Genomic DNA, 13814 nt, shown 5'->3' on the forward strand with positions numbered 1-13814 from the left:
CGGTCAGCGGGGCATCCAGACACGAACGAGCGACAGCAGCTGATCCACGTCCAAGGGCTTGGCCATGTAGTCATTGGCCCCGGCCTCGATGCAGCGGGCCTGGTCGTCGGGCATGGCCTTGGCGGTCAGGGTGATGATCGGCAGCTTCTTGAAGCGGTTGTCCTTGCGGATCTCGGCGGTGGCGGTCAGGCCGTCCATCACCGGCATCATCACGTCCATCAAAACAAGATCGATGGCCGCGCCTTCGTCCTTGGCCGATTTCTCCAGCGCCTCGATGGCTTCCTTGCCGTTGCGGGCGATCTCGATCAGCGCGCCGCGCGGCTCCAGGATGTTGGTGATGGAGTAGACGTTGCGGACGTCGTCCTCGACCACCAGGATCCGGCGGCCCTCCAGGGCGGCGTCGCGGTTGTGGGCCTTCTTGATCATCGACTGCTGCTCGGGCGGCAGGTCGGTGACCACCTGGTGCAGGAACAGCGAGACTTCATCCAGCAAACGTTCTGGTGAACGCGCGCCCTTGACGATGATCGAGTCCGAATAGCGGCGCAGGCGCTGCTCGTCGGCCTGGGACAGGTCGTGGCCGGTATAGACGATGACCGGCGGGAAGGCGTAGCCGCCCTCGTGGCTCAAGGTTTCCAGCAGGCTGAAACCGGAGGCGTCGGGCAGGTTCAAATCCAGGACCATGCAGTCGAAGGTCTCGGTCTTCAGCCGCTCCAGGCACTCGGCGGCAGTGGCCACGCCGACGGTCTCGACATCGCCGGAGGACAAGAGCTTGCCGACCGCCTCGCGCTGGACCTTGTCGTCCTCGACGATCAGCACGCGGCGCGACGAGGCCGACAGGCGCGAGGTCAGGGCGTCCAGCGCGTTGGTCAGCGCCTCGCGCTTCACGGGCTTGACTAGGTAGCCGATGGCGCCCAGCGACAGGGCCGTCTGGGTGTGGTCGGCGGCCGAGACGACGTGGACCGGGATGTGGCGGGTGTCGACGTCGCGCTTCAGGCGTTCCAGCACCGCCAGGCCCGACTGGTCGGGCAGGCCGACGTCCAGCACGATGGCGCTGGGGCGATGCTTGCGGGCCAGGACCAGGGCCTCCTCGGCCGAGGCCGCGACCAGGCACTGGAAGCCCGCCTCGCGCGCGATGTCGCGCAGGATGCCGGCGAAGCTCGAGTCATCCTCGACCACCAGCAGGATGCGCTGGCCACCGGACAGGATCTCGCGGTCGTCGTCGACGCGCGGGCCGGTCGGGACGTAGCGGCGCTCCTCGGTCGCCTTCTTGGTCGGAGCGGCGGCGGCGGGCAGGGGGGCGGGTTCGGCGCGCTGCGGCACCAGGGCCGGATCGTAGTCCAGCGGCATCGACAGGGTGAAGCGGCTGCCCTTGCCGTGCACGCTGGTCAGGCTGAGCGTCGCGCCCAGCAGGCGGGCCAGCTCGCGGCTGATCGATAGCCCCAGGCCCGTACCGCCGTACTTGCGGCTGATCGTGCCGTCGGCCTGGCGGAAGGCTTCGAAGATGGCCGCTTGCTGCTCCTCGGCGATGCCGATGCCGGTGTCGGTCACCGACAAGGCCAGGCGGTCGTCGCCTTCGCGAGCGATCTCCAGCGTCACGCCGCCCTTCTCGGTGAACTTGAAGGCGTTCGACAGCAGGTTCTTCAGCACCTGTTCCAGGCGCAGGCGGTCGCTGACCATCGAGGCCGGGACGTCTTCGGCGACGTTGATCGCGAAATCCAGCTTCCGCTCGGCGGCGAGGGGAGCAAACAGCTGGCGCAGGTCAGTGCCCAGGCGTTTCAGCGACATGGTCTCGGGCCGGATCTCCAGGTGGCCGGCCTCGATCTTGGACAGATCGAGAATGTCATTGATCAGCGTTAGCAGGTCGTTGCCCGACGACTGGATCGTGCGGGCATGCTGGACCTGCTCCTCGGACAGGTTGCCGACCGGGTTGTCGCCCAGCAGCTTGGACAGGATCAACAGCGAGTTCAGCGGCGTACGCAGCTCGTGGCTCATATTGGCCAGGAAGTCGGACTTGTAGCGGCTGGCCTGCTCCAGCTCGCGGGCCTTCAGCTCGACGGCTGCGCCGGTGCGCTCCAGGTCATCGCGCTGGCTTTCCAGCAGCTGGGCCTGTTCCTCCAGCTGGCTGTTGGTCTGTTCCAGCTCGGCCTGCTGCTGCTCCAGGCGGACCTGGGATTCCTTCAGGGCGCGGCCCTGCTCCTCCAGCTCCTCGTTGGAGACGCGCAGCTCCTCGCTCTGGACCTGCAGCTCTTCGGCTTGCGCCTGTGTCTTCTCCAGCAGCTCACGCAGCTCGGCGCGGTAGCGGGCCGAGCGCAGGGCGATGCCGACGGCCTCGGAGGCCTCGTTCAGGAACTCGCGGACGCGATCGTCGACGGCGTTCAGGAAGCCCAGCTCGACCACGCCATGGACGCCGTCCTCGGCGACGGCGGGGAACAGGATCAGGTGGCGCGGCTTGTCGCGGCCCAGGGCCGAGCCGATGGTCAGGTAGCCCTCGGGCACGTCGGCCAGGACCGTGGTCTCGCGGCTGGCGGCGACCTGGCCCAGCAGGCCCTCGCGCAGGCCGAAGCGCTCGACGATCTGGGCGTCGCTCGGCACGCCGTAGCTGGCCACGCGGCTGTAGCGCTCGCCATCGGCGGCGAACACCGCCCCGGCCTGGGCGCCGGCGAACCGAGCCAGGAAGGTCAGGATGTTCTCGCCCAGCTCCTGGCTCTCCTGGTCGCCCAGCATCGCCGAGGCCAGCCCCACCTGGCCCGAGGCCAGCCACTGGCGGCGCTCGTTGGCGACGGCGGCGCGGCGGATCAGGACGCCGACCACCAGGGTCAGGACAATGCCCAGCACGCCCGACATCAGGCCGCTGACCAGGGCCGACTGATAGGCCGCGTCCATCTCGGCCAGGCGTTCGCGGCGCAGGCGCGCCTCTTCCTGCTGCATCGTCGTGAGGCCGCCGCGGATGGCGTCCATCTCGGCCTTGCCGCGATCGGAATTGACGATGGCCAGGGCGGCCGCCGGGCCTTGGGCGCGGCGGACGTCGATGGTGCTCTTCAGCTCGGCCAGCTTGGCGGTCACATGGCGTTGCAGGCTGGTGATGCGGTCCTGCTGGCCGGCGTTGTCGCTGGTCAGGGTCGCCAGCTTCTCGATCTGGCGTTCGACATTGGCCACCGCGGCCTCGTAGGGCTCGAGATAGCGGTCGTTGCCGGTCAGGAGATAGCCGCGCTGGCCGGTCTCGGCGTCCTGGACGCTGGAGCGCAGCTCGCCGATCGCCACGATCACCTCGTGCGAGTGGAAGATCTGCCGGGCGTCGTCGCGCAGGACGTTGGTGTTGCGGTGGGCCACCATGCCGCTGCCGACGAAGAAGGCGATCGCCAGGGCCAGGCCCAGGAAGGTCTTCGGGTCCAGGAACGACGATTTCTTCTGCGTCGAGGCCGCGAGCGCGGCGTTCATCCGGTTAGGCATGGGTATGTTTCCGGCGGTGATTGGCGCGCGCGGCGGCATAGGGGCCAGGATTCGCCAGACCCGACGGTCGGACAGCCGACGTCGCCGGCCCGATCGCGCTACACGCCAAAGACATGAGAAATACGCCCCACTCAGGCGTATCCCACTGATACGCCGCCCCAGCGGGCGTAAACGTCGCCGTAGGCGATCCGTTCCCTGTTAAAATGCTCAGCCCGCGACAGGCGTCCAGACAACGTCTTCGATCCGCCGCGCGCCGGCAGCCAGCAGCACCAGCCGGTCGAAGCCCAACGCGGATCCGGACGCCTCTGGCATGTGCTCCAAAGCGGCCAGGAAATCCTCGTCGATGGGGTATCGCTCGCCGTAGATGCGGGCCTTTTCGTCCATCTCGATCATGAAGCGGCGGCGCTGCTCGGCCGGGTCGGTCAGCTCGCCGAAGGCGTTGGCCAACTCGACCCCGCAGGCATAGAGCTCGAAGCGTTCGGCCACGCGCGGGTCGGCGTCCTTGGGGCGAGCCAGGGCCGCCTCGCTGATCGGGTACTCGCACAGCACCGTGGCGCGACCTTCGCCCAGGCGGGGCTCGACCTTCTCGACGATGATGCGGCTGAAGACGTCGGCCCAGCCGTCGTCCTCGGCCACCCGGATGCCCGCCGCGCGGGCGGCGGCGGCCAGGGCGTCGCGGTCGGTCGAGCCGTCGGCGGCGACGCTGGCCAGCAGGTCGACGCCGGCGTGGCGCTGGAAGGCCTCGGCCACCGACAGGCGCTCGGGCCGCGCGAACGGGTCGCAGCTCATGCCCCGGAAGTCGAAGCTTTTGGTCCCCGCCGTCTCGGCCGCCAGGGCCAGCAAGGTCGCGCAGTCGTCCATCAGGGTCTGGTAGGGCTGCCCGGCGCGGTACCACTCCAGCATCGTGAACTCGGGATGGTGCAGCGGCCCGCGCTCGCGGTTGCGCCACACCTTGCCCAGGCTGAAGATCTTCTCCTCGCCGGCGGCCAGCAGCTTCTTGCAGGCGAACTCCGGCGACGTGTGCAGATAGAGCGGCGAGGCCTCGCCCGAGATCGTCAGGGCTTGCGTGGCGAAGGCGTGCAGATGCGCCTCGTTGCCGGGCGAGACCTGCAGGGCGGCGGCCTCGACCTCCTCGAAACCCTCGGCCTCGAACCAGGCGCGGAAGGCCTTGTTGATGCGGTTGCGGGCCAGCAGGAATGGCCGGCGGTCGGCGTGGACGTCGCTGCGCCACCAGGTCTGGGAAGTATCGGACAAAGGCTAACAACCGAAGAGACTGGAGATTTCGCCCCGATCGCTATACGAGGGCGGGCACAGATCAATAGCATGATCGCGCCCGCGGCCTCGCGCGCGCTTTCTTCCAAGGACGATAACTACGTGAAGGTCGCAGCCAGCTCGCTCCGCAAAGGCGCCGTCGTCGACATGGACGGCAAGCTCTACGTCGTCCTGACGGTCGACAACATCCACCCCGGCAAGGGCACCCCGGTGACCCAACTGAACATGCGCCGCATCTCGGACGGCGTGAAGGTTTCGGAGCGTTACCGCACCACCGAGCAGGTCGAGCGCGCCTTCGTCGACCAGCGCAACCACACCTTCCTGTACCAGGACGGCGACGGCTTCCACTTCATGAACCCGGAAACCTACGACCAGCTCGTGGCCACCGAGGACGTGATCGGCGACGCCGCGCCCTACCTGCAAGAGAACATGACGGTGCAGCTGTCGACGCACAACGACGTGCCGATCGCCATCGAACTGCCGCGCACCGTGGTCCTGGAAATCGTCGACACCGAACCGTCGGTGAAGGGCCAGACCGCCAGCTCGTCGTACAAGCCGGCCGTCCTCAGCAACGGCGTCAAGACCACCGTCCCGCCGTACATCACCGTCGGCACCCGGGTGATCATCCTGACGGAAGACAACAGCTACCAGGAACGCGCCAAGGACTAAGGTCTCAAGTGTTCTGAAAGACGAAGGCCCGGCGGGAAACTGCCGGGCCTTTTTCTTGGCTGGACACGCGCCTCAATCCTGACGACCTGGGGCCCGCTCTGGGCCTATCTCGGGTTGACATCGGTGGACGCTCTAATATGAGTGCGATGGGTTGTTTTCTTAGGGGGTGAGCGCGTGGCGCGTTATATTGACCAAGTTATCACGGGTGATGAGAAGATTCTGTTCGATGCCAAGGTTCATTGGGGCATCTATATTTGGCCGGCATTTTGGACCATCGTTAGCTTCGGTGTTCTGCTTCCGGTTACTTTCGTTTGGTTCATCTTTGCGCTGATGTATCAATTGAATTCGGATTTCGCCGTCACCAACAAGCGCCTGATCGCCAAGTTCGGCTTTATCAACCGCACCACGATCGAGCAGCGCCTGAACAAGGTCGACACCATCATCGTCAACCAGGGCATCCTGGGCCGGATGCTGAACTACGGCCGCATCGTCGTGCGCGGCACGGGCGTCTCGGCCTCGCCGTTCGGCCCGGTCGCCCAGCCGCTGGATTTCAAGCGCGCGATCGAGGAAGCCATCGAGGCCGCCGAAGCCAAGTAGCTTCGCGCCGATCGAAACAACGAAGGCCCGGCGGGAAACCGCCGGGCCTTTTTGTTTGCTCAAATCGTGTCATCCCGGCCGCAGCGAAGCGGAGAGCCGGGACCCAGGGGCAACCGCAGTGCGCCGGCCCCTGGGTCCCGGATCGACCTCTTCGAGGTCGTCCGGGATGACACGGGTAGGTAGGTCCTAGAAGTCCGCCGACACCGTCACGAAGCCCATGCGCGGGGCTTGCGGGAAGGCCGTGTAGCCGCCCGTGTTGCTGGTGACGCCGGCCGTCGAGACGCCCTTCTTGTCGAACAGGTTGGTGACGTTGGCGCTGAGGCGCAGGCCCTTCACGAAGCCCTTGTCGCTCATGTCGAAGGTGTAGCCGGCCTGCAGGTCGACCAGCATCATCGACTTGACGGACAGGTCGTTCAGGTAGGTCACGAAACGCTTGCCGACATAGTCGCCGCTGATCTGGGCGTCGAAGGCGCCGTAGTTGAAGCGGGCGATGGTCTTGTTCATCCACTTGGGCATCAGCGGCACGTACTTGCCGCCGGTGGCCACGGTGACCGGGGTCGAGACGCCGCCGACCAGGGTGGTGCCCGACTGGTAGTCCTGGTCGTACTTGGACTCGTTGTAGGACAGCGCGTTGTAGAGCTGGAAGTGCTCGCCGAACTTCAGCGTGCCGGCGATGTCGACGCCCTTGGTGGTCACGTCGCCGACATTGGCCAAGATGGCCGGCGCCGGGTTGATGAAGTTGTAGGGCGCGATGTTCAGCAGGCGGTTGCTGAACTTCACATTGTAGGCGTTGATCTGGCCGTCGACGCCGGTGATCGGGCCCCAGGCCACGTCGTGACGCGTGCGCAGGCCGACCTCATAGGTCCACGAGGTCTCGGGCTTCACGGTCGTCTTGAACAGCTCGAACGCCGCCTGCGTGCCCAGGCTCCAGGCCGAGAAGCCGTAGAAGCCGCTGCCGGCGCCGTACGGGATGAACTGGCGCATGTTCTGCTGGACGTTGACAAACACCTGCTCGTTCTCGGTGGCGTCCCACAGCAGGCCCGCCTGCGGCAGGAACCACTTGTTGGAGGTGATCGAGCCGGTCGGATAACGCACCGGCACGGCCACGGTCGGCAGGTTGACCTGGTTGACCGGGAACTTGCCGGTGGCGTCCTGCAGGCTGGACTTGAAGCCGGCTTGCAGCAGCAGGTTCGGCATCACGCGCCACTGGTCCTGCAGGTGCAGCTGGATGTCGTTAGTGAAGAACTCGGCCGCGTACTGGGTCAGGGCCTTCTTGCCGCGCGGCACGTCGTACGGCGACAGGTCGTTGTTCTCCTTGGTCATCGGATACCAGGCGCGCTGCTGGGCCGGTTCGTTGTGCTCGAACCAGACGCCGCCCTTGATCTGATGGTCGCCCAGCGTCCACTCGGCCGTCGAGATCAGGCCCGTGCGGTTGATGCGGTACTCGGTGGTGCGCACCGCGTTGCCCGTGCCGCCCATCAGCGCGACGATGTTGGCCAGGGTGCCCGGGCTGGTCGCCGAGCCGCCGACCACCAGGTTCGGATAGTAGGTGGCGAACAGGGCCGGCAGGCCGGCGGTGTTGACCGGGCCCGCCACGATGCCGCGGCCGAAGTTGTAGTGGTGGTAGATCTGGTTGGTCCAGGTGAAGCCCTCGACCGGCTTCCACTCGTACTTGAGGTACGAGAGGATGTCCTCGCGCTGGGCGGCGCTGAAGCAGTTCGAGAAGTTGTTGCCCTGGGCCGGGTTCGGGGTGCCCGGACCGCCGGTCAGCGTGCTCGTGCAGGCCGCCAGGTTCGGATACAGGAACGGACGGCTATAGGGCGTGAAGCCTGCCGCCGCGGCGGTCTGCTGGTTGCCCATGGCGGTGGCGTCTTCGTTCGGCTCCACCTTCATCTGCCAGTCGGCGTAGAAGGTCAGCACGCCCTTGTCGGCTTCCTTGACTAGCTTCAGGTTCACCTGGTGACCGCGCTGGTGACCGTCGAAGTCCCAGGCCTTGGCGTCCTGGCGCAGGTACGAGACATAGCCCTTGAAGCCATTGCCCATGTCGCCGCTGTCGAGGCGCACGAAGGTGCGGCTGGTCTCGTTGCTGCCGACGGTCTGGCGGATGTTCAGGCCACGCTCGGCCGACGGATCACGGCTGAAGGTCTCGATGGCGCCGCCCAGGTTGCTGGTCGAGGCCACGCCCAGCGAGCCGGCGCCCGAGGACAGGGTCACGCGCGAGACGTTTTCCGAGGTGACGGCGCGCGACACCGACAGGCCGTTGTAGTTGCCGTACTGCTGGTCGCCCAGCGGCACGCCGTCCATGGTGAAGCCCAGCTGCTGGGTCGAGAAGCCGTGGACGAACAGCGACAGGTTCTGCTCGTTGTTGCCCCACGGATCGGCGGTCCGATAGACGACGCCCGGCAGGAACTGGATGGCCTTCAGCGGGCTGGCGCCGGGCAGGACCGACTGGATCTGCGACGACTGCATGGTCACCGCCGAGCGCGTCTCGCGCTGGCTGGTGATGATGACCTGCTCGACGCTGGTCGAATCGGTTTCAGCGGCGGCCGGCGTCGCGGCGGCGGTCTCGGCGGCGTGAGCGCTGGCGCCCATCAGCGCCAGCAGCGCGGCGCTGCACCACAGCGCGGCTTGCCGGCTGGTCTTCTTGTCGAATTGCATCTTGTGCCCATCCCTCTTCGCAAATGCGAATTCCCGAAGGCGGGGATAGGGACGCCCCAAGACGGAGCCGCGACAGAAACACGACGCTCGCGTTACGGTGGCGCCGAAGACACAGGTGCTAGAGCCCGATAGCCTCCAGCTGAGCCCTCGACATGGCGTCCAGCTGCGACGAGGTCAGCTTGTTGACCTGGGCGCGCGACAGGCCGCTGAGCTGGCCGGGCGAGAAGGCGGCGATCTGCTGGCTGGTGAAGCCCGGGATCTGGGTGGGCATCAGCTGGCCGATCTGGGTGGCGCTCAGGCTCTGGACCGCCACGGTGGGAATCTGGCCGATCTGGGTGGTGGTCAGGGCTCCCAGCTGGGCGCCCGACAGCCGCGCCAGGCCGTCGGCCCCGAAGGCCGTCAGCTGCTCGCCCGAGAAGCCCCGCACCTGGGTCGCCGAGAGACTGCCGAAATAGTCCGCGCTCATGCCGTTCAGCGCCGTCATCGACAGGGCGCTGATCTGGCCGGCGCTGATGGCGCCCAGCTGGGTCTTGTTGAACTCGCCCATGTCGGTCGCCGACAGGCCACGCACCTGGATCGGCGTCAGGGACTGGATCTGGGCGGCCGACAGGGCGGCGACCTGGGTCACGGTGAAGGCCGAGATGTCGGCGGCCGAGAAGCCTTCCAGCTGCGCCGCGCCCAGGGCCCCGACCTGGCTGACGGTGAAGTCGCCGATGTCCTCGGCGGTGAAGCCCTCGATCTGGGTCGCCGTCAGGCCGCGGATCTGGCTGGTGGTCAGGCGCGCGAACTCCGTGGCGTTCAGGGCCGACAGGATCTCGCCGCGCACCGCGCCGATCTGGGCCGAGGACAGCACCGCCACCTGGCTGGACGACAGCAGGCCGAAGCTGGAGGCGTCCAGGCCGGCTACCTGAGTGGTCGACAGGCCGCCGACCTGGGTGGTGGTCATGCTGGACAGGCGCGAGGTCCCCAGGGCCGCGAAGGCCGAGGACGACAGGGCGCCGATCTGGCTGGGGCTCAGGGCCGCGAACTCGGTGGTGTTCAGGCTGCCGATCAGGGTGGTCGACAGGCCCGCCATCTGGGTGGCGCTGAGCTGGCCCAGGCGGCCGCGGATCAGGCTGTCGGACAGGCCCGACAGCTGGGTCGGCGACAGGCCGGCGAACTGGGTCGCTGACAGGCTGGCGATGGCGGTGGTCGACAGGCTGCCCAGGTTCGTGCCCGACAGGGCGCCCAGCTGCGAGGCGGTCAGATAGCCGACCTGGGTGGCCGACAGCTCGCCGAAGTCCGTGCTGGATAGGCTGCCGACCTGGGTCGTGCTCAGGCTTTGGACCTGGGTGGACGACAGGCGCGCGACCTGGGTCGTGGTCAGGGCCGACAGGGCGGTGGCCGATAGCGACGACAGGAAGGTGGCGTTCAGGCCGCCGACCTGGGTCGTGGCCAGAGCCATCAGCTGGGTCGCGGTCAGCGTCCCGGCCTGGGTCGCCGACAGGCCGGCCAATTGGCCCGAGGTCAGGCCGGCCACCTGGGTGGCGCTCATCGCCGGCAGGACGTCGGCGGCCAGGGCGCTCAGCTGGGCCGAGCTCAGCGCCGCCAGCTGGGCGGCCGACAGGCCTTCCATCTGGGTGGGGCGCAGGGCGGTGATCTGGGCGGCGACCAGGGCCTTGACCTGGGTGGTGCTCAGCGCGCTCAGCTGGGTGGCGCTCAGGGCCGCGACGTCGGTGGCGGGCAGGGCGGCCAGCTGGGTCGGTCCGATCGCGCCGATCTGGGTGGCGCTGAACTCGGCCATGTCGTTGGGCGTCAGCCCGGCCAGCTGGCTGGAGGTCAGGCCCCGGATCTGCTGGGTGCTGAGCGCGCCGATGTGGTCGGCGTCCAGGGCCTGGAAGGTGGTGGGCGACAGGCCCGACAGCTGGGTGGATGACAGCAGGGCCAGGCGCTCGGGCTCCAGCCCGGTCACGGCGGTGATCGACAGGCCGGCGATCTGGGTCGAGCGCAGGGCCTGCCACTGCGCGGTGCTGAGATGGTCCAGGTCGTCGCCGTCCAGGCCGCCGATCTGGACGGCCGACAGGCCCTGGACCTGGGTGGGGGCCAGGCTGGCCCACTGGGTGGCGTCGAGATCGGCGATCAGGGTCGGCGACAGCGCGCCCACCTGAGCGGTGGTCAGGGCCGAGACCTGGGTGGTCGAGAGCAGGCCGAAGGTGGTGGTCGAGAAGCTCTTGATCTGGGTCGCCGTCAGGGCGCGGAGCTGGGCGATGCTCAGCTGGTCCAGGCTCTCGTCGGCCAGCTGGTTCAGGGTGGTGGTCGACAGGGCCGCGATCTGGCTGGGATACAGCGCGCCGACCTGGGTGGCGCTCAGCGCCTCGACCATGGTCGAGGGCAGGTTGGCCATGTGCTCGTTCGTCAGGCTGCGCATCTGCACCGACGTCAGGGCGGCGATCTGCGTCTCGGAGAGCGAGGACAGGGCGCCCACCGGCATGCGACCGATCTGCGTCCCGCTCAGCTTGCCGACCGCGGTGGTCGACAGGTGCGGGATCATCACCGCGATCTGGGTCCCGTCCAGGGCGCCCAGCTGCGCGACGCCCAGCTGGGCGACGTCGGTGTCCGTCAGGCCCTTCAGCTGCGTCGTCGTCAGGGCCTTGATCTGCTGGGTCGTCAGCTTGAGCGACTGGCTCTCGCTCAGGGCCGACAGCGCCTCGGGCGTAAAGCCGTTGATCTGGGCCGGGGCGATGCCGCTCAGCTCGGTCAGGCTGAGGCGCGCCACGTCGGTGGCCGAGAGGGTCTTCAGCTGGGCGGCCGTCACGCCCGTCCACTGGGTGCGGGTCAGTTCGGCCACCCCGCGCAGCGCCGCCAGCTGGGGCCCGGTCAGGGCGCCGATCTGGCCGGCGTTGAATGCCGTGGTCTGCTCCGGCGTCATGGCCGCGATGTCGGTGGTCGACAGCGCCTTCAGCTGCAGCGCCGTCAGGTTCTTGAGCTGGGTGGGGCTGAAGGCCGCGAACTGCTCGTCCGACAGGGCCGCCAGGCGCTCGGGCGCCAGCGTGGCCAGCTGGGCGGCCGTGAAGGCCTTCAGCTGGGCGCGGGTGAACTCGTTGAGGTCGTCGCCGTCCAGCATCCTCAGCTGCTCGGGACGCAGGGTGGCGATCTGGGCGGCGCTGAGCGCGCTGACCTGGGTGGCGTCCAGCGCCGCGAAACCGGTGGGCGGCAGGCCGCCGATGGCGCCGGGCGTCAGGGCGGCCAGCTGTTCGGGGCTGAGGCCGGTAACCGCCGTGATCGACAGGGCGGCGGTCTGGTTGTTGGCCAGGCCCGACAGCTGGGTCGGCGTCAGCGCATCCAGGAAAACCGAGCCGGCCTTGCCCAGCTCGGTGGCCGACAGCGCGCGGATCTGGGTCGGTTGCAGGCTGGCCGAGCGGCTGCCGGCCAGGGCCTTCAGCTGGTCGCTGTTCAGCGCCGACAGCTGCAGGTTGGTGACCTTCGACCACTGCTCCGGCGTGGTCAGGGCGATGTCCTCGGCGCTGAGGGTGCGCAGGATCGGAACGCTCAGGCTGGCGAACTGCGTCGCGGACAGGGCGCGCAGCTGATCCGGCGTCAGGGTCTGGACCTGGGTCTGGCTCAAGGCGGCGACCTGGGAGGGCGTCAGGCCGCTGATCTGCTCGGACGTGAACTCGGCCAGGTCGCTCAGCGGCAGGGCGCGCAGCTGCGACGGCGACAGGGCGCGGACCTGGGCCAGGCTCAGGCTCTGCACCTGGGTCTGATTCAGGGCCGAGAAGCTGGTCGCGCTCAGGGCCGACACCTGGGTCGTGGCCATGGCGTCCAGCGTCTGGGTGCTGAGCGCCGCCATTTGGGTCGTCGACAGCGACTGCACCTGGGCCTGGTTCAGCAGTCCCAGCTGGGAGGGGCTGAAGCTGATCGCGTTCGACAGGCGCGGCAGCTGGGTGGCGGTCAGGCCGGGCAGCTGGTTCTGATTGAACTTGGCGAACTGCTCGGCGGTCAGGCCGCCGATCGCGGTGGCCGAGATGGCCGACACCTGGGCGCGGGTCAGCTTGGCGAATTCCGAAGGCGGGGCGTCGGCCAGCTCGGCGGCCGTCAGCGTCGCGATCTTGGCGGCCGTCAGGGTGGAGAGGGCCGGCGTATCGGAATTGATGGCAACCATGCGCGCACCGAACTCGAAAGCCGCCGCGCGATCCTCTTCGAGGGCGCATGGCGAATGGACCGCCAACTTCCGGGCGGCGATTCTGCAGTCTCCACTCTAGGTGGAAAGATGTTTAGTTCAAACTGTATTTCCTATCTTGGCATACATGGTCAAGCCTGACACCAGGGCGTCGAACACCAATCTCACCCGCCGGACGTCCTTCAGGTCCTCGTGCGTGACGACGAAGGTCTCCAGGTCGAAGCTGAACACCTCGGGCAGGACGCGCTCCAGCATCGGGTCGCGGGCGGCCAGGCCGACCTGGCAGACGCCCAGGCCCAGCCCCGCGCGGATCGCCGCCAGCTGGGCCACGTCGTTGTCGGTGCGGAAGGCGAATTCGTCGACGCGCAAATCCAGGCCCATGGCCTTGACCGCCCGCACCCCGATGGTCTCGCTCTCGTAGCCGATCAGCGGCATCCGGCGGGCTTCCTCCAGATTGGCCGGGCGGCCCCAGGCGTCCAGCATCCGCTTGTGGGCGTGCATGCCCAGCGTGATGTTCCCCACGCGCTTGGCGACCAGCGCCTCCTGGGTGGGGCGAACCATGCGCACGGCGATGTCGGCCTCGCGGCGCAGCAGGTCCTCGCTGCGGTTGGTCAAAGCGAGCTCCAGAACGATGCCCGGATGAGCTTCGCGCAACTGGGCCAGGATCGCCGGCAGCACCTCCATGCCCACCACCTCGCTGGCGGTGATCCGCACCACGCCCGACGCCGCCCCCGCCTCGGCCGAGGCGGCGCGGGCCAGGGACGCCGCCGCGATGGCCATAGCCCGCGCGTGCTGGGCCAGGTCGCGGCCCAGCGGCGTGGGCGACAGGCCCGAGGGCGAGCGGGTGAACAGGGCGACACCCAGCTGGGCCTCCAGGTCCTCGATCCGTCGGCGCACGGTGGGTTGGGCCGCGCCCAGCTCGCGGGCGGCGGCCGACAGGCTGCCGGTGTCGATCACGGCCAGGAAGGCGCGCTGGCGTTCCCAGTCGACGGTGGTCGGAGTGCTCATA

General features: G+C 68.2%; 7 protein-coding genes and 1 pseudogene. 3 read left to right on the top strand and 5 right to left on the bottom strand.

Features of this window, described 5'->3' with window-relative positions:
• Nucleotides 1-3: 3 nt before the first annotated feature.
• Both AC07NF_RS09995 and epmA read right to left on the bottom strand, forming a co-directional pair.
• Nucleotides 4-3450 (bottom strand): response regulator, encoded by a 3447-nt coding sequence (locus AC07NF_RS09995; RefSeq protein ID WP_494631941.1) that lies wholly within the window; start codon nt 3448-3450, stop codon nt 4-6.
• Nucleotides 3451-3657: 207 nt separating this feature from the next.
• Nucleotides 3658-4704: an EF-P lysine aminoacylase EpmA gene (gene epmA, locus AC07NF_RS10000; protein WP_494631940.1), complete on the bottom strand. Its 1047-nt coding sequence runs from the start codon at nt 4702-4704 to the stop codon at nt 3658-3660.
• A gap of 120 nt (nt 4705-4824) precedes the next feature.
• On the opposite strand from epmA, the gene efp reads away from it, so the two are divergent.
• The 3 genes and pseudogenes from efp to AC07NF_RS10015 all read left to right on the top strand — a co-directional run bounded on the left by efp (nt 4825) and on the right by AC07NF_RS10015 (nt 6171).
• Nucleotides 4825-5391, top strand: coding sequence for an elongation factor P (efp, locus tag AC07NF_RS10005; RefSeq protein WP_492815256.1), 567 nt, complete (start codon nt 4825-4827; stop codon nt 5389-5391).
• Nucleotides 5392-5565: 174 nt separating this feature from the next.
• Nucleotides 5566-5988 carry a PH domain-containing protein gene (locus AC07NF_RS10010; protein ID WP_492814281.1) on the top strand — a complete coding sequence of 141 codons (423 nt, stop codon included), beginning with the start codon at nt 5566-5568 and terminating at the stop codon, nt 5986-5988.
• A 55-nt stretch (nt 5989-6043) separates the two neighbouring features.
• Nucleotides 6044-6171, top strand: a pseudogene (locus tag AC07NF_RS10015) (hypothetical protein).
• 3 nt (nt 6172-6174) lie between these two features.
• Here the strand turns inward: AC07NF_RS10015 and AC07NF_RS10020 are convergent.
• The 3 genes from AC07NF_RS10020 to AC07NF_RS10030 all read right to left on the bottom strand — a co-directional run bounded on the left by AC07NF_RS10020 (nt 6175) and on the right by AC07NF_RS10030 (nt 13813).
• Complete coding sequence (locus tag AC07NF_RS10020) at nt 6175-8646, bottom strand: TonB-dependent receptor (RefSeq protein WP_494631938.1); 2472 nt, start codon at nt 8644-8646, stop codon at nt 6175-6177.
• A 118-nt stretch (nt 8647-8764) separates the two neighbouring features.
• A complete protein-coding gene (locus tag AC07NF_RS10025) occupies nt 8765-12787 on the bottom strand; it encodes an ice nucleation protein (RefSeq protein WP_494631937.1) in 4023 nt (1340 codons plus the stop codon).
• A 117-nt stretch (nt 12788-12904) separates the two neighbouring features.
• A complete protein-coding gene (locus AC07NF_RS10030; protein ID WP_494631936.1) occupies nt 12905-13813 on the bottom strand; it encodes a LysR family transcriptional regulator in 909 nt (302 codons plus the stop codon).
• Nucleotide 13814 lies beyond the last annotated feature (1 nt).

It is taken from the genome of Caulobacter sp. GW821-FHT10A06 (assembly GCF_059415805.1).

Bases quoted from the DNA above. Each gene is read 5' to 3' on its own strand.
- AC07NF_RS10020 (WP_494631938.1), bottom strand. From the start codon at position 8,646: ATGCAATTCGACAAGAAGACCAGCCGGCAAGCCGCGCTGTGGTGCAGC.
- AC07NF_RS10025 (WP_494631937.1), bottom strand. From the start codon at position 12,787: ATGGTTGCCATCAATTCCGATACGCCGGCCCTCTCCACCCTGACGGCC.
- AC07NF_RS10030 (WP_494631936.1), bottom strand. From the start codon at position 13,813: ATGAGCACTCCGACCACCGTCGACTGGGAACGCCAGCGCGCCTTCCTG.
- AC07NF_RS09995 (WP_494631941.1), bottom strand. From the start codon at position 3,450: ATGCCTAACCGGATGAACGCCGCGCTCGCGGCCTCGACGCAGAAGAAA.